This is a genomic window from Streptomyces sp. NPDC047869 (assembly GCF_040704065.1).
Taxonomy (GTDB): domain Bacteria; phylum Actinomycetota; class Actinomycetes; order Streptomycetales; family Streptomycetaceae; genus Streptomyces.
The window spans coordinates 77,410-101,170 of record NZ_JBEYRK010000029.1; the positions used below are offsets into that span (position 1 = coordinate 77,410).

Consider the following 23,761-nt stretch of genomic DNA (forward strand, 5'->3'; position numbering starts at 1 on the left):
CCGGCCGGACCGGCGGCGCCGACCAGCCGGACACGGATCGGCCGCGTCCGCCCGCCGGTGCCGGCACCCCTGACAACGGCCACCGAGCCTGGCGGACTCGGGACCGGTGGGCGTCGCGGCGGCCGGGACCGCCGCGACGGAACCGGGTGCCGGTGGCGACCGTGGCTCAGCCGTCGTCCATACGGCGCGCCGTGCGTCCGGATATCTGGACCCGGTCGACCCGGCCGGTGGCCGGATCCCGGTGGAACCGGCCTCCGGGTTCGAGGCGCCCGGTGGCCGGATCGCGCAGATCGCAGGAGAGGTCGGCGTAGCAGACCAGCGGAAGGGGCAGGTCGCCGTCCACCGACAGGGCCGGCGTGCCGTCCGGCCCGGGCTCTATGCGGTAGGTCGTGGTGCCGTTGCGGTAGGTGCCCGCGCAGTCGGGCAGGTGGACGGCCCCGCCCCGGTCCACGACGACCGTTCCGGCGGGCACCCGGATGCCGGCGAGCCGGCCCAGTTCCTCGGTCAGGTCGCGCCAGAGCGCGGTGGCGCCCCCGGCGTTGCCCGTGAAGGCGACCACCACGCCGCTCTCCGGGTCGGCCCGCAGATGGCAGGACGTGCCCTGGGCGTTTCCGTCGTGCCCGCACCAGACACGGCCGTGCCTCTGGTACAGGGCGAGCCCGGTGCCCCAGCCGTCGGCGAGCGTGCCCGGACGGGCGGCGGTCTCGGCCCGGCGCATCTCCTTGACGACGGCGGGCGGCAGCAGGTCCGAGCGGCCGGTCAGCGCGTTGCCGAACGCGGCCAGGTCCCGGGCGCTCGCGAGCAGCGCACCGGCCGGTGCCTCCAGCGGCGCCAGGTTCTGGCGGGCCGGAACGGCCTGCCCGGTGGCGGTGTTGACGGCGTGTCCCGCGGCCACCGGACGGACGGGCGAGACGTCGCCGACGAACGCGGGCAGGACGTCGAGGGCTTCGAGGAGCAGCGCCCGGACGGCCTCGGACCACGGCATGCCGGTCACCGTCTCCACCAGCCGTCCGGCGGCCACGTAGCCGGCGTTGGAGTAGGAGAAGTCGGTCCCCGGCGCGAACAGCAGGTCACGGTCGGTGCAGACGGTCGTCAGGTAGCGCGCGGCGGTGGTCGCGGCGGCGGTGTCGGAGTCGGGTCCGGTGGGCAGTCCGGCGGTGTGGCTCAGCAGTTGACGGGCCGTCACCTCGGGTGTGCCGCGGAGTTCGGGAAGGTGGTCGGCCGCGGGCTCGTCCAGGTCGAGGTCGCCGTCGTCGGCCAGGAGCATGACGAGGGCGGCGGTGTAGGGCTTGGTGAGTGATCCCAGCGGGACCGCGGTGTCCGCGGTGAAAGGGCTGCCGGTCGTGACGTCGGCCGTACCGGTGTGCACGGTGACGACGTCGCCGCCCGTGTCCAGGGCGAGTTGGGCGCCGGGCACCCGGTGGATCCGGGCGAGCGCGTCGAGGCGGCTCTGTAATTCCCGGCGCAGAAGGGACGGCGTCCGGGAAGCGGCCGGAGCGGCGGGGATGGTGTACGGCATGAGAAGGGGACTCCCGTTGAGTGGGTCTCATGTGCGGGTGTTGCCGGTCCGGCCCGAACGAGCGGTGTGGGGGCCGGCCGGGGGCGCCTCGGGCGCCGGGGGGCTACGGTCTGCCGACCTCGACGGGCAGCTGCCGTACGCCGACGATGACGGCCGGGTTCTGGTGGACGACGTCGTCGTAGGAGGGGATCACCAGGGTGCGGAATCGTTCATGCAACTTGTGAAGAGCGATCCGCGCCTCGAGCCGCGCCAGCGGAGCGCCGAAGCAGAAGTGGATGCCGTGCCCGAAGGTCAGATGCGGATTCGGGCTCCGGGTCACGTCGAAGACGTCGGGTGCGGTGAAGCGGGCGGGGTCCCGGTTGGCGGCGCCCAGATGCGCCATCAGCATCGTGTCGGCCGGGATCTCGTTGCCCCCGAGGACCACCGGCCGGGTGACCCGGCGGCCCAGCTCCGGGAAGGGCGGCAGCCAGCGCAGCACCTCCTCGACGGCGGCCGGGATGCCGGCCGGGTCGGCGCGCAGCGCGGCGTCGGTGCCGGGGTGCCGGTCGAACATGACGACCGCGTTGCCCAGCAGCGCGGTCGTGGTGATGTGCCCGGCCACCAGCAGCAGGGCCACGAAGCCCACCATCTCCTGGTCGGCGAGACGGACGCCGTCCACCTCGGCGGCGATGAGTCTGCTGGTGAGGTCGTCGCCGGGGTCGGCACGGCGGGCGCGGATGTGCTCCAGCATGTAGCCGTTCATCTCGCGCACGGTGGGGGCGATGGCTTCCAGCGCCCGCTCGAGGTCGGCCATGTCGGGCGCCTCGCCGAGCTGGTCGCCGCCGAACAGGACGCTCGCCCACTCCTGGAAGAGCCGGTGTTCCTCGGCCGGGATGCCGAGCAGTTCGGCGATCACGATGATGGGCAGCGGATAGGCCAGCGCGTCGACCAGGTCGAACCGGTCGCGGTCGGCGACGGCGTCCAGCAGCCGGTCGCAGACGGCCTCGATGCGGGGGCCGAGTCCCTGCACGACCCGCGGGGTGAACGCCTGGCTCACCAGGGTGCGGAGCTTGCGGTGCTCCGGCGGGTCCATGCCGACGAAGTTGCCCCGGGTGAAGGTCTCGAAGTCGGCCTGGGTGGGGGCCAGGGCGGAGAGGTCGGAGGAGTACGTCGCCGGGTCGGCGAGCACGGTGGACACGGTCTCGTGGTCCAGCACCTGCCAGATCCGCTGCGTCTCGTCGTACCGCACGGGTCCGGCCTCGCGTAAGCCGCGCCAGCGGTCGGGTAACCCCTCCAAGAGAAGGCGTTCCCCCGTCACTTGCTCAATCGTCACCTTGTCTCCTTGCTTGCGGGTGGCGCGTTCTGGCATGGAGGAGTCACGCGCGCCGGGGCGTGGTACATCCGGGCGGTCGGGGGCACGGCTGTGCCGTCGTGTTCGGAACATCGGACGAGAGCGGCGCGCAGCCGGCGAGGCCGCCTGCACGCACGGCGGCACGTTCAGCCGGCGCAGGTTCCGTGCGGGGGCCGGTCCTCGGCCCTCAGCACATGCGGTGCGGAACACGGCCGCCGCACGGCCGGCCCCTGTTCCGGCTCCGCAGCGAGCCTCGTCTTGCGGCGCACATGTCCGACATCACCCATCCCCCTCGGCGATACCTCCCGCGCAGCGATCGCGCGGGACCCTCCCGGCTCCTGAACGGACAGTGAGACTCCTAGCCCCCGGCCCGTCCGAAACGAGGTGTGAATATACGCACTCGCAGCCCATGCCGCCCGACGATTGGCATGACTGCGCGGCACGACACCTTCGTTTCCATGAAACTCGGCCACAGTCTTCACGGCGAGTCACGAGCAAGCAACCCCCTGAAGTTGAACGGAGCGTACTCTGGCGGTGCTTTTGCGTCACTGCTCGGCCACTTCGCGCCGCCCCCCGCACGCGAGGGCCGGGCGAATGTCGCACCGCGTGTGCCCCGGACCCGCAGACGTAAACCGCACGCGCCGGAAAAGGAATCCGCCAGTGCGTCGGCGGACACGCCGACCGCCTGTCGGCCACGCCCGGCCGGCGCTCGCGCGGCCGTTCGGCGGACCGGTCGGCACCCCTCCTGAACTGGGATGATGATACGACCGACATACGCTTCCGGGTCCGTCGGCGGGGCGGTGCCGCGACACGCCGTGCCGAGCTCCGCCCACGGCCGGCACGCACCGCGGCCCGCACCGCGTCGCCGTCACCCCTTCGACCGCTCAGGAGGCGGGACGACGCGCCAAGCGCACAGATTCGGCCATCATGGCGCGACGGGGGCGCACTTGGCGCACTGGCACATCGCCCGTGCTTCTCCCGCCGAGCGGCGCGTCCCGGCCAGGGACCGCGACACGCCCGAACAAGGCGGGCCGGGACGCGGCAGCCTCGCGGAACGCGCGCCCGGCCCGCGGCGGCGCACGTTGGGGGAACGCCCGTGCGCCGAGGCCGGAGGGCCCCTGAGGCCGCCAAGACGTCCGGCGCGACGGCCCGGCCACCTCGCCCGCCATCCCGGCTGACGCCCCGGCCACCTCCTCCTCCGTCCCGGCTCCATGCCCCGGTCGGCGCCGGCGCATGGAGACGGCCGGCCGGGGTAAACGAAGGCATCCGTCGCGCCCGGGCGGGAGCGGGGTCTGCTGCACGTTCGCCGTGCGCCCGGCGCCCCCACGGGGCAGCCTTGATCCCGGGAGGCGACGCGCGGCCGTACGAGGAGGTGGTCGCCGTGCCCGACGGGCCAGGGGCCGGGCAGACACCGGAGGTGGCCGGCACACCGGCCGGCCGGCCGCTGCTGTCGCTCGCGCTGGCCTCGATGCTGGAGGACCTGCGCGCCCACTCCGGCGCGGTCTACCTGCTGCGTCACTCCGAGCCGGTGCTGGAGATGGCGGTCATGGCGGGCATGCCCCGCGCCTTCGCGGCGCCGTGGGAGCGGGTCGGCGTGCACGCGCCGATCCCGGTGGCGGACGCGGCGCGCGAGCGCCGGCTGGTGTGGGTGAGCGGCGAGGAGGAGATGGCGCGCCGCTATCCGCGTATCTCGGTGGTGCTTCCGTACCCGTTCGCGCTGGCCGCGGCGCCGGTGGCGACGGCCGACACCCTGTTCGGCGCCGTGTTCGTGACCTGGCCCGGGGTGCATCCGCCGGAGCTGTCCGACCCGGAACGGGAGCGTCTGACCGCGGGCTGCGAACGGCTGGCGCTGCGGCTGGCCCGGGCTGCCGAGGAGAACCTGACGCTGCTCCCCGAAGCCGATCTGCTGGCGGCGCCGGTGTCGGGGGTGGCGGGCACGCTGGGCTCGGTGGAGGCGGCGCGGATGGTGGCCCGGCTGCCGTACGGGCTGGTGTCGCTGGACCTGCACGGCCGGGTCGGCTTCGTCAACGCGGCGGCCGCCGAGCTGCTCGGCAGGCCCGCGGGCGAACTGCTGGGCACGCTGCCGTGGGTGTCGGTGCCCTGGCTGAACGACCCGGTGTACGAGGACCGCTACCGGGCCGCGCTGATCAGCCAGCAGGTCGCGTCGTTCGTGGCGCTGCGCCCGCCGGGCGAGTGGCTGTCGTTCCGGCTGTACCCGAGCACGACCGGGCTGAGCGTGCGGATCACCCGGGCCCGGGCGGTCGCGGAGATCACCCGGGAGGCGCCGCAGCCGGCGCCGGGACCGGGACCCTCCCGGCTGGTGACGATCTCTCAGGTGCTCAGCCTCGCCGGGGCGCTGACCGAGGCGGTCGGAGTGCACGACGTGGTGCAGATGGTCGCCGACGAGGTGTCCCCCGCGGTCGGCAGCCAGGCGCTGGTGATCCTCGGCTCCCAGGGCGGGCGGCTGCACGTGCTGGGGCACCGCGGGTACCCGGACCCGCATGTCGTGGAGCGGTTCAACGGACTGCCGCTGAGCGAGCGCACCCCGGGCACCCACGTCCTGAGCAGCGGCGTGCCGGCGTTCTTCGAGACGCAGGAGCAGATGGAGCGGCTGTACCCCAGCCGGCAGCAGACCCCGGACGGCTACGCGGCCTGGGCGTTCCTGCCGCTGATCGCGTCCGGACGGCCGGTGGGCACCTGTGTGCTGGCCTACGCCGAACCGCGGGTCTTCCCCGCCGACGAGCGGGCGGTGCTGACGAGCCTCGGCGGTCTCATCGCGCAGGCACTGGAGCGCGCCCTGCTGTACGACGCCAAGCACCGGCTGGCGCAGGGGCTCCAGGAGTCCCTGCTGCCGCACTCGCTGGCGAGCCTGCCCGGCATCGAGGCGGCCGCCCGGTATCTGCCGGCCACCCAGGGCATGGAGATCGGCGGCGACTTCTACGACCTGGTGCCGACCGGGCCGCGGGCGGCGGCGGTGATCGGGGACGTACAGGGCCACAACGTGACGGCGGCCGCGCTGATGGGACAGATCCGCACCGGGGTACGCGCCTACACCACGGTGGGGCAGCCGCCCGAGGAGGTGATGAGCAGCACCAACCGGCTGCTCATCGACCTCGGCGCCGAACTGTTCGCGAGCTGCCTGTACCTGCGCCTGGATCCGGCCCGGGGCCGGGCCGTGATGGCCCGCGCCGGGCATCCGCCGCCCCTGCTCAGGCGCCCGGACGGCCGGGTGCGGGTGCTGGACCTGGCCGGCGGCCCGCTGCTGGGCATCGACGCCTCCGCCACGTACCCGACGACCGAGGTGTCCCTGACGCCCGGCTCGGTCCTCGCGCTGTACACGGACGGTCTGGTGGAGTCGCCCGGTGTGGACATCGAGGACTCCCTGGTCGACCTGGGCGCGCTGCTCGGCGAGATGGGCGGCCGGCCGCTGGAGGAGCTGGCCGACGAACTGGTGCGGCACAGCGCGGCGGCGCGAAAGCGGATGGACGACGTGGCGGTGCTGCTGCTCAGAGCCCACGACTGCGGCTGAGCCGCGCTCGCCGTGCCGGCGGCCGGGTCCCGGGTGCCGGGACGGCCGTGGTCCGGCCCTCCCGCCGGAGGGCCGGACCGTCCCCGGCCGGCCGGAACCGCTGTGGGCCGGTCAGGGAGTCGTGGTGCGGCTCGGTGGTCCCGGTACGGCTCGGCGGGACCCGGTGAGGGTCAGTGGGACCCGGTGGCCGAGGACGACCCGTCGCCCGCGCCGGACTCGTCACCGGCGCCGGCACCCTCGCCCGTACCGCTCTGGTCGCCGCCCGCCGTTGCCGACGGGTCGGCGCCGCCGCCGATCTGGTCGCCGCCCGCCTGGTCACCGGTGCCCGAGCCGTCGCCGGCACCCGCCTGGTCACCGGCACCCGCCTGGTCACCGGCTCCGGCCTCGTCGCCCGCGCCGGCACCCGCCTGGTCACCGGCACCCGCCTGGTCACCGGCACCCGCCTGGTCACCGGCACCGGCCTGGTCGCCCGCGCCCGCCTGGCCGCCCGCGCCGTTGCCGCCGTCGCCGAGGGTGGCGCCGGTGGCCTGCAGGGCCGCGGTGACCGGCTGGAAGAAGGTCTCGCCGCCGCTGGTGCAGTCACCGCTGCCGCCGGAGGTGAGGCCGACCGCGCCGCCGTCCTGGGTGAACAGGGAGCCGCCGCTGTCGCCCGCCTCGGCGCAGACGTTGGTCTGGATGAGGCCGGTGACGGTGTCGACGCCGTTCGGGTCGGTCTCGCTCTGGAAGTTGACGGTGGCGTCGAGGCCGGTCACCTGACCGTTGTGCAGCCCGGTGGTGGAGCCCATCCGGAACACGGTCTGGCCGACCGTGGCGTCCGCCGCCTGGTTGATCTGCACCGTCTGGCCGTTGCCCGCGTTGACCTCGCTGGGCGCCTGGGTGTTCGGGTCGTCGTACTTGACGAGCGAGAAGTCGCCCTCGCCGGGGAAGGTGGCCTGGTCCACGGTGGCGATGGGCTGCCCGTTCTGGGAGTCGGACCACTGCTTGGCCGCCACGCCGCAGTGACCGGCCGTCAGGAAGGCCGGGCTGCCGTCGGAGGCGGTGACGTTGAAGCCGAGGGAGCAGCGCACGTTGCCGCCCTGCACCTGGGAGAAGATGGCGTCGCCGCCCGAGACGAAGGTCTTGAAGGCGCCGGCGGACCTCTTCAGGGTGGCCATGCCGGAGCCGAGACCTCGCACGGTCGACTGGACCCGGTCCCACTTGGCGCCGGTGACGGTGGAGTCGGCGGTGACCACGACCTTGTTGGTGCGCGGGTCGATGGCCCAGGCGGTGCCCGGGACGGTGGCCCTGCTCTTCAGGGTCCGTGCGGCGGACTCCAGTTCGGCGGTGCTGTTGTCGACCTGGCGTACGGCCGCGCCGGCCTTCTCCGCCTGGACGATCACGTTCTTGTCGCCGCTGACCACGTTGACGACGAGCTGCTGCTTGGAGCTGTCGTAGTAGGACCCGGCGAGGGCGTCGCCGAGCGCCTTCTGCAGCTGCGCGGCGAGATCCGAGGCGTCCGCGGCCTTCAGGGTCCTGGCGGTGCCGGCGGTGCCCGAGGCCTTGTCCTGGGAAGCGTTGGCGTTGGGCAGCAGGAGGGCCGCCGCGCCGAGCGCCGCGACACCGCCCACCGCTATCGCGGCCTTGCGCTTGGGCATTCGCTTGTGACTCAAACTTCTCGACCTCCTGGGGACGGGGAGTCTGCCGCTGTCGGGCAGTTGTTCTGGGCGCCTGGATGGCAACAGGTACGGGCGGGTCACGTGGTGCGTTCAATTCCGGTTGCCGACTCCCGTGCCACGGCGGCGAATCGGCCACGTCGCGCGTGTCGTGGCGCCGGAGCGGGAACAATCGCCCACATGACGATGACCATCGCCGAAGCCGACAAGATCCTCTCCACCTGCTTCGCCCCCTGGGTCCTCGAACTGGGGCTGGTGGTGGAGTCGTTGAGCGAGGACCGCGCGGTGCTGCGGCTGCCCTGGTCGGAGCGGCTGGCCCGGGAGGGCGGCGGGCTGTCGGGGCAGGCGCTGATGGCGGCGGCCGACACGGCCACGGTGATCGCGGTCTCGGCCGCGCGGGGCGGCTTCGTCCCGATGACGACCGTGCAGCAGTCGACGTCCTTCCAGCGCGCGGTGACCGGTTCGGACGTCCGGATCGAGGCGGTGCTCACCAAGCTGGGCCGGCGGATGGCGTTCGCCGACATCACGCTGGGCGACGCGAAGTCGGGCGCGCTCGCGGCGCGCGCGAACACGGTCTACGCGCTGCTGGGCTGACGGTCCGTGCGTTCCCCGGCCCGCACTCCGCGCGCCTCCGGATCGACACGCTCGGCTACCGACCGATAACGGTCTGTTCCACTCACGTACCGGAATCCCCGCTTCAGGAAATCTGCACATCGAATGCCCAAGCGCGTCACCACCGCCCTCGTTTCTGCACATCCACGCGCCCCCCGGTACGCCTTTGGCGCGGAGTGCCGGATTCGCCGTCCGGCGGGCAAGGACATGGCTGCGCCGATGCCGTGCGGCATGTGAAGGAGTGGCCGACATGACGTGCGCACATCTGCACCGTTGAGCCCCTGGGCACGCCAAGTGCCCAGGTGAGAGGCCTGTTTGATTGGAAGCCGGGGACACGGGCGTGCTTTGATCCATCGCACCGCGGGCATTCCCCCGGGCTTCCGGAAACGGGGGCCCGGGGCCCTCGGTCGCGGCCGTCCGTCTGTCCCCAGAAGGGGCCGCTCCCCCTTATGAATATCCATACGAAGGGAAGTTCCACCATGAACTCCACCCCCCAGGTCGAGACCGTCGAGATCTCGGACGCCGAGCTTGACAACGTCTCCGGCGGTCTGTCCGTGAACGCCCTCAACACCGCCACCGGTGCCCTGAACGGCATCGCCCCGGTCGCCGGCCTGGCGGACACCGCCGTCGGCACCGTCGAGGGTGTCACCGGCCTGAACACCGCGCCGATCACCGGCCTGGTCGCCGGTCTCTGACCGCACCTCGGTGTCACCGACGTCCCGGAGCCGCCCCCCGGCTCCGGGGCTCTCGGGTGCCCGCACCGGACCGACGGTCCCGCCGCGGCACCCGCGGTCTTGTCGTAACGATGTCTCTCCTCGGGTGAGGGAAGTTCCGTGCAGTTCCGCCAACAGGCCCTCGCCAAGCTCCAGTCGCCGGAGGAGCTGGACCTTCCGGTGCGGCTGGCCCGCCCCCAGGGCTGGCTCGCGCTCGGCGTCACCGTCGTCGTCATGGCGGCGGCCTCCGTGTGGGCGGTGACCGGTTCGGTCGCCTCCACCGTCGGCGCGCAGGCCGTCCTGACCCACGGGCAGGGCAGTTACCTGCTGCAGAGCCCCGTGGCCGGCCAGGTCACGGCCGTGCTCGCGAAACAGGGCGAGCGGCTGCCGGCCGGCGCGCCCGTCCTCCAGGTCCGCACGGGCCAGGGCGACACGGTGGTGCGCACCGTCGCCGCGGGCCGGATCACCGCGCTCGCCGCCACCATCGGGCAGATCGTCCAGACCGGCGCCAACGTGGCCTCCGTGGAGAAGATCGCCCACGCCTCGGACCCGCTGTACGCGACCGTGTACGTCCCCGCCGAGAACGCGGCCGCCATCCCGGCGCACGCCCCGGTCGACCTGACCGTGTCCTCCGTGCCGACGCAGCGGTACGGCGTGCTGCGCGGGCATGTGAAGTCGGTGGACCGTGCCGCGCAGTCCCCGCAGTCGATCGCCGCGTTCCTCGGCGACAGCCAGCTCGGCGAGCAGTTCACCCGGAAGGGCCGCCCGGTGGCGGTGCTGGTCGCGCTGGACAGGTCGGTGTCGACGAGGAGCGGTTACCGCTGGTCGTCCGCCGAGGGGCCGCCGTACCGGCTCGACTCCATGACACTCGCCTCCGGTTCGATCAAACTGGCCGACCAGCGTCCCGTCGATTGGCTGCTCCCGTGACCACGCAGACGGAATCCCGCGGCCGCAGACGGGCCGCCCCGGCCCGCAGGCCCGTCCCCAAGCCCCGCGGCGGCACCGTCCGTACGCCCACCGTGCTCCAGATGGAGGCCGTCGAGTGCGGCGCCGCCTCCCTCGCGATGGTGCTCGGCCACTACGGCCGGCACGTCCCGCTGGAGGAGCTGCGCATCGCCTGCGGTGTCTCCCGCGACGGCTCGCGCGCCAGCAACCTGCTGAAGGCCGCGCGCGGTTACGGGCTGACCGCCAAGGGCATGCAGATGGACCTGGCCGCGCTCGCCGAGGTGAAGGCGCCGGCCGTCCTCTTCTGGGAGTTCAACCACTACGTCGTCTACGACGGCATGGGCCGTCGCTTCGGCCGCCGCGGGGTGTACATCAACGACCCCGCCAAGGGCCGCCGGTTCGTGCCGATGGAGGAGTTCGACGGCAGCTTCACCGGTGTGGTGCTGGTGATGGAGCCGGGCGAGGACTTCACCAGGGGCGGCCGCCGGCCGGGCGTACTCGGCGCGATGCCGGCCCGGCTGCGCGGCACCGCGGGCACCCTGCCGGCCGCCGTGCTGGCCAGCCTGCTGCTGGTGGCGGTCGGCGCGGCCGTGCCCGCGCTCAGCCGTACCTACATCGACATGTTCCTCATCGGCGGACAGACCTCGCTGCTCGGCGTGCTGTTCGCCTCGATGGCCACCTGCGTCGCGCTCACCCTGGTGCTGACCTGGCTCCAGCAGGCCAACCTGCTGCACGGCCGGATCATCTCCTCCACCCTCTCCAGCGCCCGTTTCCTGCGTCATCTGCTGCGGCTGCCGGTCACCTTCTTCTCCCAGCGCTCCCCGGCCGACCTGGTGCAGCGGCTGCAGTCCAACGACCAGGTGGCCGAGACCCTGGCCCGCGACCTCGCGGCGGCCGGTGTGGACGCCATCGTTGTCGTGCTGTACGCCGTGCTGCTGTACACCTACGACCCGCAGCTGACGTTCGTCGGCATCGGCGTGGCCCTGCTGAACGTGGTGGCCATGCGACTGGTGGTACGGCTGCGGGCGACCCGGACGGCGAAGCTGCGCGCGGACACCGCCCGACTCACCAACACCTCGTACTCCGGGCTGCAGCTCATCGAGACGATGAAGGCGACCGGCGGCGAGGACGGCTACTTCCGCAAGTGGGCCGGGCAGCACGCCACCACGCTGGAGGAACAGCAGCGGCTCGGCGTGCCGAGCGCCTGGCTGGGAGTGGTCGCGCCGACGCTCGCCACGCTCAACAGCGCGCTGATCCTCTGGATCGGCGGCATGCGGGCGGTCGAGGGCCACATCTCGGTCGGTCTGCTGGTCGCCTTCCAGGCGCTGGTCACCCGGTTCACCGCGCCGCTGACCCGGCTCAACGGCGTCGCGGGCCGCATCCAGGACTTCGCCGCCGACGTGGCCCGGCTGAAGGACGTGGAGAACTTCCAGGCCGACCCGCTCTACGCGCGGCCCGGCTCGGGTGACTCCACCCGCCGGCTGCACGGGCACATCGAGCTGGAGAACGTCACCTTCGGCTACAGCCCGCTGGACCAGCCGCTGCTGACCGGGTTCGACCTCACCGTGGGCCCCGGCCGGCAGGTGGCGCTGGTCGGCGGCTCGGGCAGCGGCAAGTCGACGGTGTCCCGGCTGATCTCGGGTCTGTACACGCCGTGGGACGGGGTGATCCGCATCGACGGCCGCCGGCTGGAGGACATCCCGCGCGGCGCGCTCGCCGCCTCGGTGTCCTTCGTCGACCAGGACGTGTTCCTGTTCGAGGGCTCGATCCGCGACAACGTGGCCCTGTGGGACCCGTCGATCCCCGACGAGGCGGTGATCGAGGCGCTGAAGGACGCGGCCCTGTACGACGTGGTGACGCGCCGGCCCGGCGGCATCCACAGCACGGTCGAGCAAGACGGCCGGAACTTCTCCGGCGGCCAGCGGCAGCGCCTGGAGATCGCCCGGGCGCTGGTGCGCCGGCCGAGCATCCTGGTGCTGGACGAGGTGACCAGCGCGCTGGACGCGGAGACCGAGCTGGTCGTGATGGACAACCTGCGCCGGCGCGGCTGCGCCTGCGTGGTGATCGCCCACCGGCTGAGCACGGTCCGCGACAGCGACGAGATCGTCGTACTGGAGCACGGCGCGGTCGTGGAACGCGGGCGGCACGAGGAGCTGGTGGCGCGCGGTGGCGCGTACGCCGCGCTGGTCAGGGAGCGGTGAGATGACGTCCGTGCACGAAGGCGACCTCGTCCTCGGCGCGCTCGGTTCGCTGGGCACGCGGGTCGACTGCGCCGGTTTCAGCCGGGTGGACCTCGAAGGGCCGCAGGTGCTGTGGCTGGTCGCGGCCGGCGCGCTCGACCTGTTCGCGGTGGACGCCGCGCAGCAGGGCCACTGGCACCATCTGGGCCGTCTGGAGGCGGGCGCGCTGCTGCTCGGCCCGGTCGCCGGGCCCCAGCACACGCTGGTGGCCCGCCCGGTGCGGGACTGCGTGCTGCACCGGGTGAACCTGCGCGAGCTGTACCAGCCCGCCCACACCCAGACCTGGTCGTACGACGAGTACGGCAACCCGCAGTACGTGCCGCCCACGACCAGCCCGCTGGAGTACGCCCTCGCCCTCGGCGTCGGCCGTGGGCTGTCCGTCCTCTTCCAGGCGCCGATGGCCGAGGAGCGGGCCGCCGCGCCCGCCGACGACGACGTCTTCTGGATGCAGGTGCCGCCGGGCAGCGTGCAGTACGGCTCGCTGTACGGCGCCGAGGCCGCCGCCGATCTGCTGATGGACCCCGCGCTGTGGCAGAGCATGGTCGATCAGCAGTACCGGCTGCTGACCGCGCTGGACCGGTGGATCGAGCAGCTCGAGCGCACCCACGAGACGCGTACGGCGGCCGGCATCAAGGCCGGTGAGGCGGTTCGCGCCCAGGCCGACCGGACGCTGCTGGCCTCCATCGGCAGGCGCTCGGCCCGTCCCGCGACGGCCGCCGACGCCGACGCGAGCTACGCCGCCTGCAAGCTGGTGGCCGAGGCGGCCGGCATCGAGCTGGCCGCACCCGCGCAGAGCGGCACCGAGAGCGAACGCCTCGACCCGGTCGAGCGGGTGGCGCTCGCCTCCCGGGTGCGCACCCGCGCGGTCCGCCTGGACGGCCGCTGGTGGCGGGAGAACGTGGGCCCGCTGGTGGGGCACCGGGCGCTGTCCGGGGCGCCGGTGGCGCTGCTGTGGCGGCGCGGCGGCTATGTGGCCGTGCATCCGGGCACCGGGCGCGAGACGCCGGTGGAGAAGGCGAACGCCGAGGAGTTCGAGCCGCGCGCGGTGATGTTCTACCGGCCGCTGCCCGAGCGGCGCCTCGGTCCGCTCGGGCTGCTGCGGTTCAGCCTGCGCGGCACGCGCGGCGACCTGGGCAATCTGGCGCTCGCCGGGCTGGTGACGGTCGCCATCGGCGCGCTGGTGCCGATCGCCACCGGCAAGGTGCTCGGCGAGTACGTGCCGAAGGCCCAGACGGGCCTGATCGTGCAGGTGTGCCTGGCGGTGATGGTGAGCGGGGTGGTGTCGGCCGCGTTCACACTGCTGGAGAACCTGACCATCCTGCGCATGGAGGGCCGGATCGAGTCGGCGCTGCAGCCGGCCGTCTGGGACCGGCTGCTGCGGCTGCCCACCCGGTTCTTCACCCAGCGCTCCACCGGTGAACTCGCCAGCGCCGCGATGGGCATCAGCGCGATCCGCCGGCTGCTGGCCGGGACCGGCCCGGTGGTGGCGCAGTCGGTGACGGTCGGCGCGATGAACCTGGGGCTGCTGTTCTGGTACAGCGCGCCGATGGCCATGGCGGCGATCGGCATGCTCGTCGTCATCGCGGCGGTGTTCCTGGGGCTCGGTCTGTGGCAGGTGCGCTGGCAGCGGCGTCTGGTGGTACTCGGCAACAAGTTGAACAACCAGGCCTTCCAGACCCTGCGCGGCCTGCCCAAGCTGCGGGTGGCGGCGGCGGAGAACTACGCCTACGCCGCCTGGGCGCGCCAGTTCGCGCGCAGCCGGGAGCTCCAGCAGAAGGTGGGCCGGATCAAGAACCTCAGCTCGGTGCTGGGCGCGGTCTACCTGCCGGTGTGCACTCTGCTGATGTTCATGCTGCTGGCGGGACCGGCGCGGGGCGCCATGTCGGCGGCGGCGTTCCTCACCTTCAACACCTCGGTGACGATGGTGCTGACCTCGGTCACCCAGCTCACCGGATCGTTCGTCTCGGCGGTGGCGGCGCTGCCGCTGTTCGAGGAGATCAGGCCGGTGCTGGACGCCACGCCCGAGGTGCGCACCGCCAGCACCCGCCCCGGCCCGCTGTCGGGTGCCGTCGAGGCCCGCCGGCTGTCGTTCCGGTACGCCGAGGACGGCCCGCTCGTCCTCGACGACGTGTCCTTCGCCGTCCGCCCGGGCGAGTTCGTGGCGGTCGTCGGCCCGAGCGGCTGCGGCAAGTCCACGCTGCTGCGGCTGCTCATCGGCTTCGACCGGCCGGTCTCGGGCAGCGTCCTGTACGACGGGCAGGACCTGGCGGCGCTGGACCAGTCGGCGGTGCGCCGCCAGTGCGGTGTGGTGCTCCAGCACGCGCAGCCGTTCAGCGGTTCCATCCTGGACGTCATCTGCGGCACCGAACCGTACACGCCGGAGGAGGCGATGGCCGCCGCCGAGCTGGCGGGCCTCGCGGAGGACATCCAGCGGATGCCGATGGGCCTGCACACGATCGTGGCCGGCAACGGCGCGATCTCCGGCGGTCAGCGGCAGCGGCTGATGATCGCCCAGGCGCTGATCCGGCGGCCGCGCATCCTCTTCTTCGACGAGGCGACCAGCGCCCTGGACAACGACACCCAGCGCACGGTCATCGACAGCACCCGGAAGCTGAACGCCACCCGGATCGTCATCGCGCACCGGCTGTCGACGGTGCTGGACGCGGACCGGGTGATCGTGATGGAGGACGGCCGGGTGATCCAGCAGGGGCCGCCCGCCGAGCTGCTCGCCGACACCGGGGGCCGGCTGCACGAACTGGTGCGCAGGCAGTTGGCCTGAAGGCCTGCACCGATCCGCGCCGAGCGGTCAGTCCAGGCCCGGTACCGGCGCGCCCGAGGGCACTCCCGCCGCGACATAGGCGTCGTAGAACTCCCGCCAGGCCGCGCCCGCCCCGGCGTGCGGTCCCGTGGGGCGCTCGCCGCGTGCCCTGGCGTCCAGGGCGGCCAGGCACACCTCCCAGCCGGAGCCGTTGCGGGCGGCGGCGTTCTCGGCGGTGAGCACGTCGGTGAGCGTCAGCCGGGTGCGCCGGCCGTCCTCCGCCTCCAGGTCGAAGCGGAGTTCGTCGCCGCCCCACTCGAAGGAGAGGTGCCGGAGCGGCTCGGCGGCGAGCACGCTTCCGGTGGAATCCGGCATGTGCGGGTCACCGCTGAACCGGATGGCGCCGCCGGGGCGCGGGTCGATCTCGGCGCGCGAGGGGAACCAGCCGGCGAGCTCGCCGGGGTCGGTCACCAGCCGCCAGACCCGGTCGGGGGGCAGGTCGTAGGTCCGGCTGAACCGGACGGCCGGGCGGCCGTCGTCCAGGGTCAGGAAGGTGCCGGTGAGGTCGACGGGCATGGTGATCGGTCCTCCACGGTGCGGTGCGGGCCCCCCTCGGCGCATCGAGGCTACCCGCCGGCCCTCCGGCGCGTCCGTACGCCGTACGCGGGAGGGGCCTTCCTCGCGGGCCCGCGCCGGGGCGCTTGAGACGGCGCCGACGGGTAACCCGTAGTGGATCAAGACGAGGTCACGGAAGGAGACGCCATGCCGGGCGGGAACGACCAGGGGAAGAAGCCCGAGACGGCCCTGGAGGAGGTGCTCCGCGAAGCCGAGGAGGCCGAGCGGCACAGCGAGGACGAGCGGAGCCGGGGCGAGGCGGCGGACGCCATCACCCCCAACACCGGAGCGCAGGAGCGCTCCGAGGGGGACTGAGCGCCGTCCGGCTATTCGGCGGAGCGCCCACGGGGTGCTCCGCCAGCGCCCGGGCCACCGCGTACAGGTTCGCGGCCATGGCGCGGCCGGTCCGGTGCGACCATTCGCGGCCGCGTTCCTCCTCCAGGTAGTCGGGGCCCGACGGCGTCCAGCAGCTTGTCGTGGACACCCGGTCAGGCGTCGCCCCCGGTCACGGGCTCGCTGGTGACGCCCGGCTCGATGGGCAGGTCCACGGCCCGTACGAGGTCGACGCCGACACCCTCCTTCTCCAGTTGCCCGGTGACCACCCCGGCGAGCGCCTCGGTGTTGGAGGGGCCGGGTGACCGTTTGAGAGTGCAATTGATCACTAGTGCTTTCGTGGCGCCCGGGTACCCGGCTGTCATGAACCACCACCTGCGAGGACCCGAGCTGCCCGCGTCGCGCGGGCCCCTGTCCGCCGGGGTCACCGCGTGTCTGCGCGGCACCGGCCCGCTGCCCGACTCCTCCGGCGCGGCGGCCGCCGACCCCTACGGCGACGATCTCCAGCTCGCCCTGTACCTGTGCTACGAGCTGCACTACCGGGGCTTCGCCGGGGTCCGCCCGGAGCTGGAGTGGGATCCCGGGCTGCTCGGGCTGCGGGGCGCGATGGAGGACCGCTTCCTGTCCGCGCTGCGCGCCGACACGCCGGTGCACGACAGCCTCGACGAGGCTCTGGCCGCCCTCCTGGTCGAGCCGGCCGAGGGCACGGGCGTCACGCACTTCCTGCGCGACGAGGGCGAGCTGTGGCACCTGCGCGAGTACGCGGCGCAGCGTTCCCTGTACCACCTGAAGGAAGCTGACCCGCACGCCTGGGTGCTGCCCCGGCTGTGGGGGCGGGCGAAGGCGGCGATGGCGGCGGTGGAGTTCGACGAGTTCGGCGGCGGGCGGGCCGAGCGGGTGCACGCCCGGCTGTTCGCCGACCTGATGACGGACCTCGGTCTGGACACCGCGTACGGCCGCCACCTGGACGCGGCCTGCGCCGAGATGCTCGCCGTCGTCAACCTGATGTCGCTGTTCGGGCTGCACCGCCGGCTGCGCGGGGCCCTGGTGGGCCATTTCGCGGACGTGGAGATCACCTCCTCGCCCGGTTCCCGCCGGCTGGCCGAGGCGATGCGCCGCACCGGTGCCGGGCCGGCCGCCGAGTTCTTCTACGACGAGCACGTCGAGGCGGACGCGGTGCACGAGCAGGTCGTCCGCCACGACGTGATCGGCGGGCTGCTGGCGGAGGAGCCCGAGCTGGCGGGCGACATCGCCTTCGGCGTCGACGCCACCGAGTTCCTCGAGGAGCGACTGGCGCGGCGGCTGCTCGGCGAGTGGCGTGCGGGACGGTCGTCGCTCCGTGCTCCGTATGCCCAGGAAATGGCCCATACATCCTGATGGCGGGGGTACCCGGGCCGACGTGACAGCATGGGTACTTCCGGGCGTGTACGCCCCTCAGGACGACACCGCCTTGTTGGCCGAGGCACTGGACGAAGAGGCGCCTGCGCCGGGCGCGCGGGTACTGGACGTGGGCACCGGAAGCGGTGCGCTGGCCCTGGCGGCCGCCCGGTACGGCGCCGAGGTGACCGCGGTGGACGTGTCCCGGCGGGCGGTGTGGACGGCGCGGCTCAACGCATGGCTGACGCGGCTGCCGGTGCGGATCCAGCGCGGAAACCTGTTCGGCCCGGTCGCGGACGGGGCGTACGACCTCATCCTGGCCAACCCCCCGTACGTGCCGGCGCCCGGCACCGGGCGCGAGCCGCACGGCCGGTCCCGGGCCTGGGACGCCGGTCACGACGGGCGGCTGCTGCTGGACCGGATCTGCCGGGACGCGCCCGGGCTGCTGCGGCCGGGCGGGGTGCTGCTGCTGGTGCACTCGACGCTGAGCGGCCCCGAGCGGACCCTGGAACTGCTGCGCGCGGCGGACCTGAAGGCCGCCGTCGTCCGGCGCCGCTGGATCGCGTTCGGCCCGGTGCTGCGCTCCCGGGAGGACTGGCTGCGCCGGAGCGGTCTGCTCACGACCGCCGACGACAAGGAGGAGCTGGTGGTGATCCGTGCCGAACGAGTCTGCTGAACGACCCCGCCGGATCCGGATGCAGCGGAGCGGGCCGCTCCTGATGGAGGGCCCGGTGGAGATCGAACTGGAGGACGGCACCACGGTCTCCTCCGACCGCTTCCGGGTCGCCCTGTGCACCTGCCGGCGCAGCCGCCGCTACCCCTGGTGCGACACGAGTCACCGGCGCAAGGCCTGACGTCCGATCTTCAGTTGAAACCGGTTGTTTTTCGATACCGGTCGTTTTTCGCCGCTCCCCGGAGAGGCCCCCCACGGGCCTGTTCCGGGGAGCGGCTGTGTGCCCGGGAATCCGGCGGGCGGCCCCACTCCGCCCGTTGGTCCCGGTACGAGATCGCAGGTCCCCGCTCCAGGGGCCGCACTCCCCAGTTGCGAGCCTGATCCGGCGTCGCGGGGACCGTACGATCCCGGCTCTAGAACGTGAAGACGCTACTCATGGCGTCCTTCACGCAGGAGTTGCCGAAGGTGCGCTCGTACGAGACGCGCTTGCCCTGCCAGACACCCTGGACCGTCACCACGACGGGGTCGTAGAGCTTGGTGCACCGCACGTCGTCGCGGCCCTTCAGGGCCGAGAGGTCGCCGCCGACGGCGCGCAGTTCGGCGCAGGCGTCGATCGCCGCCGGGTGGGTGCCGGAGGCGGTCGGGGCGCAGTTCAGGGTGACGGCGCGCTCGGGGGTGGCCGCGGCCGCGGTCTCGCCGTGGCCGGTGGTCAGCACCAGTGCCGAGGGGGCGTAGAGCGACGACGGGGCGGCGCCCGGTGCAGCGAGGGCGGCCCCGGTCAGGGGTCCGCATACGGCGGCCGTGAGGCCGAGGATCGCTGCCCAGCGCGCGGTGTTCCGCATTGTGTGCATCCTTCCGCTCGAATAGACGGTCGCCCTCCGGCCCGGTCGGCGCCGGAGCGGCGAGCGCCACTCTGCCGAGTCCGCCGGCGAAACACACATCTCACCCACTGCTTTCGGTAACATTGCGTGTTGAAACAGTGGCGTGAAGTCACGGAAACTGAACGCATCGACCGCATAACTGAGCGGTTCTTGATCGCGGTGATCAGCCGAATGGCTGAAAAGCACCCTCTCGTTAATCGGCCTGAAACATAACGCCCCAGCCCCACGGCGAGCCCTTCACGACCCCTTCACGACTTCTCGCGTTCATGGAGTGTCCGGGTACGCGCGTGCCCCTGGCGCGGCGGGGCGTTCCCGGTGGAGCCGTCCTGGCCTACCCGCGAGTATCGTCGGCACGCGCCGGCGTGGCGGCGCGTGGGGCGAGTGACGGGAGGGACGGATGGCCAAGCACTGGGCTGACTTCCAGTACGAGATCTACCTGAACGGGATGACGGGTGCGGTGCCCCGGCTGCCCACCGATCTGACCCGGCTGGAGGAGCTCGCCGAACACCGGCTCGGGCCGGGCCCGGTGGGCTACGTGGCGGGCAGCGCGGGTGACGGCGGCACCGGCCGCGCCAACCGGGCGGCCCTGGCCCGGCGCCGGATCGTGCCGCGCATGCTGCGCGACGTACAGGAGCGGGACCTGACGGCCGAGGTGCTGGGCCGCACCCTGCCCGCGCCGCTGGCCCTCGCCCCGGTCGGGGTGCTGTCGATCATGCACCCGGACGCCGAGCCGGCCGCCGCGCGGGCCGCCGCCGCGCAGGGCGTGCCGTTCGTCCTCTCCTCCGCCTCCAGTACGCCGCTCGAGCGGGTGGCGGAGGCCATGGGGGACGCCGAGCGGTGGTTCCAGCTCTACTGGGGCAAGGACCGTGAGGTGACGCGCAGTTTCCTCGCCCGCGCGAAGGCCGCCGGGTTCTCGGTGCTCGTCGTCACCCTGGACACCCCGCTGCTGGCCTGGCGCCCGCGCGACCTGGACCAGGCGTACCTGCCGTTCCTGCACGGCGTGGGCACCGCCAACTACTTCACCGACCCGGCCTTCCAGGCAGGTCTCGCCAAGCCCGTCCACGAGGACCCGAACGCCGCGGTGCTGCACTTCCTCGGCCTGTTCGGGGACGCGAGCCACACCTGGCCCGACCTCGGTTTCCTGCGCGAGAACTGGGACGGGCCGATCGTCGTCAAGGGCGTCCTGCACCCGGACGACGCCCGGCTCGCCGCGGACGCCGGGATGGACGGCGTGGTCGTCTCCAACCACGGCGGCCGGCAGGTGGCGGGCTCCATCGCGGCGGCCGACGCGCTGCCCGGCATCGCGGACGCGGTGGGCGACCGGCTGAGCGTGCTGTTCGACAGCGGGGTGCGCACCGGCGACGACGTGTTCAAGGCGCTCGCCCTGGGCGCGCGGGCGGTGCTGCTCGGCCGGCCGTACGTCTACGGCCTCGGTCTGGACGGGCAGGCGGGCGTCGAACACGTCGTCCGCTGCGTCCTGGCGGAACTGGACCTCACCCTCGCCCTGTCCGGCCACGCCACACCCGCGACGGTGACGCGCGGCGACCTCGTCGAGGCGGCCGTCTGACCGGCCCGTCCCGCCACCTCGGCGGCGGCGGGACGGGCCGGGCCGGCTACGTACCCGCCCCCGGCAGCGCGGCCGGCCGGGCCGGAGCCTGCCGTGCGAGCCCCGTCGCCCGCCCGTCGGACGGCACCGCGCCGGCCCCCTGGGACCCCCCACCGCCGGCGACGGACAGGGAGCCCGGGCTCGCGGACGGCGTGTCGGTACGCCAGCGCTGGGCGGCGGAGTCGTCGCGGACCTTGACGACGACATCGGCGCCCGCCCGGTCCGCGGCCGGGGCGAGGGCGAGGGTCCGGTCCCAGCGGGGCGACAACTCGCCCCGCACGGTGAGGTCGTAGCGCACGTCGTCACCCCGCCGCTCCCCCGCGCCGGCGCACCGGCCGAGGATGACGACGCCCGCGTCGGCGTGCGAGTCCAGACACAGCCGAGGGTCGGCCCCGCTGCGCAGCAGCCCGTCGGCCTCGTACATCCACTGCTGCGCGGGCGCGGCGGAGCAGCCGGCGAGCACCGCGCCCGCGCCCGCCCGGACCTCGCCCCTGACGTCCAGGCACAGACCGCTGGCGGCGTTGCGCAGCCGGGCGGGCCGGCCGGCCGCGGGCAGACCCGCCGTGCCGGGCGAGGTGGCCGGCCCGGTCGGAGGCCGGATGCCGGTGCCGGGGGCCGCGTCGGAGGCGACCGGGTCGGTGTGGTCGCCGCCGTCGGGCCAGGCACTGAGGGCGACGACGGTCGCGAGCAGCACGGCCGAGGCGACCCCGGCCCCCACGAGCAGCGTCCTGACCGGCCAGCCGGCCGCGGGCATCAGGACCGCGCCGAACGGTCCGGACGCCCTGCCGCGTCTGCGGCGTCCGCCGGAGGCCCGGGCCGGCACCCCGTCGAGCGGCCCGCGCCGTCCGCCGCCGCGTCCCCGTCCGCCGGGGCTCGAGGAGGCGCCGCGGGCACGGGCGGGTCCGGACCGGCCGGGGCGCGACTCCAGGTACCGCCGGGCGCCCCAGCCGAGCACCGCCTCGGCCAGCAGCACGCCGAGGCCGCCCTCGATACGGCCCAGTTGCTCGGCGGCGTGCCGGCAGTACGGGCAGCCGGCGAGGTGCTGCTGAACGTCGGGCAGCAGGGCGCCGCCCCGGCGGATCGGTACGTCCAGAAGGCGGTTGTAATGACGGCAGTCGGCGGTCGGCGCGAGTTCCCGGTGGGCCCGGACACAGCCTTCGCGGAATTTCTCGCGGGCCTGTTCCAGTGCCGCCGCCGCACTGTCGGTGTCCAGACCGAGCAGAGCGGCGGGGACGTTCATCGGTTCGGCCTCGACCTCGATGTGCCACAGCAACGCCTGTTCGAGTCGCGGAAGGCTCTGGAAAGCATGTTCGGAGAGGGCCCGGTTTTCCGGTATCAGGGTCTTCGCGGTCCGCATACCGCGGGCCCCGGCGGGTTTTCGCAAGGCCGGCAGCACGGCGGCCGTCAGGTCCGTGCCGGCCCAGTTCTGGACCGTGTCACGGACGGCCACCAGCAGGCGGGGCCGGAGGGCCTCGGCGGCCTCGCCGAGCGCGAGCCGGGCGAGTGTCCGGTGGAAGGCGGCGCCGGTGACCATGTGGGCGAGCGGGCCCGACGTGGCCAGGCAGACGACCGCGTAGTCGTGTGCGGCCGGCCAGTGGCGGGCCATCAGCAGCGCGGTGGACCGGGAGGCCTCCGCGTCGGAACCGGCCCGCAGCGGGGCGGCGAGGAACTCGTCCGACTCCCCGGGGTCACCGCCGGGCGGTGGACAGGACGGACGAGGGGGGTGGGGGGTTGGCACTGAGCGGAATCCTTTGATGGGTGTGGTGCGTCGATTGCCGATCGCCGGATACGCGCGCGGGGAGCGGGAATTCACCGGTGCCGGACCGGCCCGGTTCCCAACTACCTTGAGAATCCAGGCGATTACCCCCCGCACCGTGTTTCAACCCTTGCACAACCTCCACACACGGAACAAGGCATTCGTGCGACATCGACAGCCTTCGGAACGAAGCCGGACGGGTGCCGCCGCGACGGGTCCGCCCCGTCCCTTTCCGTTTTCCGTGCGCCCCGTGTGAACGCCGTGCACGCACGGGCCGGCCGCGCACGCTCCCCGGGCGTGCGGCGGGGTGGTGGACTGTGTCCGGCCCCTCGGAAGGCCGCGCGGCGGAACGGCGGCTCCCCGCCGTGAGAACGGCCGCCGGCCCCGTTCCACCGCCCTCGGCCGGCGGCCCCCGGTCCGTGCGGGCATCCCCCGGCCGGCGGCCCCGGCGGCTTCCCCCGCCGGCCGGGGCCGTCTCAGATCTGCCAGGAACGCAGCCGGTCGGCGGCGCCGTACACGTCCGTCTTGCCGGACATCAGGTCGCGGGCGAGGTCGACGAGGGCGCCGTAGGGCGCGTCGATGCCGGCGCCGCTGACGAACATGTAGGCCACCGCGGTCGCGCAGGCGAAGCGCGCGTTGGCCGAGGGCAGCGGCTTGAGCACGGCGAGGGTGTGCAGCAGGGCGGCGGCCCGCCAGGCGGGGTCGGAGTCCACACCGAGCCGGGGCGGGTCGACGCGATGCCGGGCCACGGCGGCGACCAGCGCGGAGAAGTCGTCGACCGTGGGCTGGTCCGGCAGGACCTCCTCGTGCCGCTGGAGCAGCCATGGGACGTCTATGTGGATGACGGGTGGCATCGCTCAGGCGGCCTCGCCCTTGGCGGGGGGCTCGTCGTCGGGGAACGCGGCCGCGAACTCCTCGGCGTGGGCGGTGAAGAAGCTCCGGAACGCCTCCGCGCCCTCCTGCAGCGCCCGGTGGCGGGCGATGTCGGCGGCGGCGGCCTCGCGCACCAGCGCCTTCATCGACGTACCGCGCTCCTTGGCGATCTGGCGCAGGTCCTCCAGTTCGCGGTCAGTGAACTCCACGTTGAGAGCTGGCATGCACCAACGGTACCGCTCGGGTACTCGCCCGTAAATATCGGCAGGTCGGAGCCAGTTCGTCCCGGTACCCGGTGAACTCCGGGGCCATGTCCGTTCTCCGCCGGTGACGCGACGCCCACGCACAC

At 73.6% G+C, this 23,761-nt stretch carries 19 protein-coding genes and 1 pseudogene; 11 read left to right on the forward strand and 9 right to left on the reverse strand.

Annotated elements, in window-relative coordinates; genetic code table 11:
- Nucleotides 1-166: 166 nt before the first annotated feature.
- Together AB0924_RS29665 and AB0924_RS29670 are read right to left on the reverse strand one after the other, a co-directional pair.
- Nucleotides 167-1,519 (reverse strand): serine hydrolase domain-containing protein, encoded by a 1,353-nt coding sequence (locus AB0924_RS29665; RefSeq protein ID WP_366913004.1) that lies wholly within the window; start codon nt 1,517-1,519, stop codon nt 167-169.
- Nucleotides 1,520-1,622: 103 nt separating this feature from the next.
- The gene (locus AB0924_RS29670; RefSeq protein WP_358933286.1) at nt 1,623-2,831 is read right to left on the reverse strand and encodes a cytochrome P450; all 1,209 of its coding nucleotides are present in this window, start codon (nt 2,829-2,831) and stop codon (nt 1,623-1,625) included.
- 1,399 nt (nt 2,832-4,230) lie between these two features.
- Here AB0924_RS29670 and AB0924_RS29675 point away from each other — a divergent pair.
- On the forward strand, nt 4,231-6,378 hold the full coding sequence (locus AB0924_RS29675; RefSeq protein WP_358933284.1) for a SpoIIE family protein phosphatase: 2,148 nt from the start codon (nt 4,231-4,233) through the stop codon (nt 6,376-6,378).
- A 170-nt stretch (nt 6,379-6,548) separates the two neighbouring features.
- On the opposite strand, the gene AB0924_RS29680 is transcribed toward AB0924_RS29675, so the two are convergent.
- On the reverse strand, nt 6,549-8,012 hold the full coding sequence (locus tag AB0924_RS29680; protein WP_366913014.1) for a S1 family peptidase: 1,464 nt from the start codon (nt 8,010-8,012) through the stop codon (nt 6,549-6,551).
- Nucleotides 8,013-8,210: 198 nt separating this feature from the next.
- On the opposite strand from AB0924_RS29680, the gene AB0924_RS29685 reads away from it, so the two are divergent.
- The 5 genes from AB0924_RS29685 to AB0924_RS29705 all read left to right on the forward strand — a co-directional run bounded on the left by AB0924_RS29685 (nt 8,211) and on the right by AB0924_RS29705 (nt 15,319).
- Nucleotides 8,211-8,624 carry a PaaI family thioesterase gene (locus tag AB0924_RS29685; RefSeq protein ID WP_366913005.1) on the forward strand — a complete coding sequence of 138 codons (414 nt, stop codon included), beginning with the start codon at nt 8,211-8,213 and terminating at the stop codon, nt 8,622-8,624.
- Nucleotides 8,625-9,121: 497 nt separating this feature from the next.
- Nucleotides 9,122-9,337, forward strand: a complete 216-nt coding sequence (locus AB0924_RS29690) for a type A2 lantipeptide (protein WP_358933280.1) — start codon at nt 9,122-9,124, stop codon at nt 9,335-9,337.
- Between the two features lie 138 nt (nt 9,338-9,475).
- Nucleotides 9,476-10,282 carry an HlyD family efflux transporter periplasmic adaptor subunit gene (locus AB0924_RS29695; RefSeq protein WP_366913006.1) on the forward strand — a complete coding sequence of 269 codons (807 nt, stop codon included), beginning with the start codon at nt 9,476-9,478 and terminating at the stop codon, nt 10,280-10,282.
- Nucleotides 10,279-12,501, forward strand: a complete 2,223-nt coding sequence (locus tag AB0924_RS29700; RefSeq protein WP_358933276.1) for an NHLP family bacteriocin export ABC transporter peptidase/permease/ATPase subunit — start codon at nt 10,279-10,281, stop codon at nt 12,499-12,501. The genes AB0924_RS29695 and AB0924_RS29700 overlap by 4 nt, the downstream gene beginning before the upstream one ends.
- Nucleotide 12,502: 1 nt before the next feature.
- On the forward strand, nt 12,503-15,319 hold the full coding sequence (locus AB0924_RS29705) for an NHLP bacteriocin export ABC transporter permease/ATPase subunit (RefSeq protein WP_366913007.1): 2,817 nt from the start codon (nt 12,503-12,505) through the stop codon (nt 15,317-15,319).
- A gap of 27 nt (nt 15,320-15,346) precedes the next feature.
- On the opposite strand, the gene AB0924_RS29710 is transcribed toward AB0924_RS29705, so the two are convergent.
- Nucleotides 15,347-15,874 carry an SRPBCC family protein gene (locus AB0924_RS29710; RefSeq protein WP_358933272.1) on the reverse strand — a complete coding sequence of 176 codons (528 nt, stop codon included), beginning with the start codon at nt 15,872-15,874 and terminating at the stop codon, nt 15,347-15,349.
- A 186-nt stretch (nt 15,875-16,060) separates the two neighbouring features.
- Here AB0924_RS29710 and AB0924_RS29715 point away from each other — a divergent pair, with 186 nt between their 5' ends.
- Entirely contained in the window at nt 16,061-16,228 is a 168-nt protein-coding gene (locus tag AB0924_RS29715) for a hypothetical protein (protein ID WP_358933270.1), read from the forward strand.
- On the opposite strand, the pseudogene AB0924_RS29720 reads toward AB0924_RS29715, so the two are convergent.
- A pseudogene (locus AB0924_RS29720) lies at nt 16,185-16,611 on the reverse strand (hypothetical protein). The gene AB0924_RS29715 and the pseudogene AB0924_RS29720 overlap by 44 nt on opposite strands.
- Here AB0924_RS29720 and AB0924_RS29725 point away from each other — a divergent pair.
- The 3 genes from AB0924_RS29725 to AB0924_RS29735 are packed head-to-tail and all read left to right on the forward strand — an operon-like array spanning nt 16,610 to nt 18,477.
- Complete coding sequence (locus AB0924_RS29725) at nt 16,610-17,623, forward strand: iron-containing redox enzyme family protein (protein ID WP_366913008.1); 1,014 nt, start codon at nt 16,610-16,612, stop codon at nt 17,621-17,623. The pseudogene AB0924_RS29720 and the gene AB0924_RS29725 overlap by 2 nt on opposite strands.
- Before the next feature lie 22 nt (nt 17,624-17,645).
- The gene (locus AB0924_RS29730) at nt 17,646-18,299 is read left to right on the forward strand and encodes a HemK2/MTQ2 family protein methyltransferase (protein ID WP_358933265.1); all 654 of its coding nucleotides are present in this window, start codon (nt 17,646-17,648) and stop codon (nt 18,297-18,299) included.
- The gene (locus AB0924_RS29735; protein WP_358933263.1) at nt 18,280-18,477 is read left to right on the forward strand and encodes a CDGSH iron-sulfur domain-containing protein; all 198 of its coding nucleotides are present in this window, start codon (nt 18,280-18,282) and stop codon (nt 18,475-18,477) included. Before AB0924_RS29730 ends, AB0924_RS29735 begins: the two co-directional genes overlap by 20 nt.
- A gap of 232 nt (nt 18,478-18,709) precedes the next feature.
- Here AB0924_RS29735 and AB0924_RS29740 read toward each other — a convergent pair whose 3' ends face one another.
- A complete protein-coding gene (locus AB0924_RS29740; protein ID WP_358933261.1) occupies nt 18,710-19,138 on the reverse strand; it encodes a protease inhibitor in 429 nt (142 codons plus the stop codon).
- Nucleotides 19,139-19,574: 436 nt separating this feature from the next.
- Here AB0924_RS29740 and AB0924_RS29745 point away from each other — a divergent pair, with 436 nt between their 5' ends.
- The gene (locus AB0924_RS29745; RefSeq protein WP_358933259.1) at nt 19,575-20,744 is read left to right on the forward strand and encodes a lactate 2-monooxygenase; all 1,170 of its coding nucleotides are present in this window, start codon (nt 19,575-19,577) and stop codon (nt 20,742-20,744) included.
- A 46-nt stretch (nt 20,745-20,790) separates the two neighbouring features.
- Here the strand turns inward: AB0924_RS29745 and AB0924_RS29750 are convergent, their stop codons facing one another.
- The 3 genes from AB0924_RS29750 to AB0924_RS29760 all read right to left on the reverse strand — a co-directional run bounded on the left by AB0924_RS29750 (nt 20,791) and on the right by AB0924_RS29760 (nt 23,636).
- Nucleotides 20,791-22,521, reverse strand: coding sequence for an RICIN domain-containing protein (locus tag AB0924_RS29750; protein WP_366913010.1), 1,731 nt, complete (start codon nt 22,519-22,521; stop codon nt 20,791-20,793).
- Between the two features lie 494 nt (nt 22,522-23,015).
- A complete protein-coding gene (locus AB0924_RS29755; protein ID WP_358933255.1) occupies nt 23,016-23,393 on the reverse strand; it encodes a toxin Doc in 378 nt (125 codons plus the stop codon).
- Between the two features lie 3 nt (nt 23,394-23,396).
- Nucleotides 23,397-23,636: a hypothetical protein gene (locus tag AB0924_RS29760; RefSeq protein WP_199213045.1), complete on the reverse strand. Its 240-nt coding sequence runs from the start codon at nt 23,634-23,636 to the stop codon at nt 23,397-23,399.
- Nucleotides 23,637-23,761 lie beyond the last annotated feature (125 nt).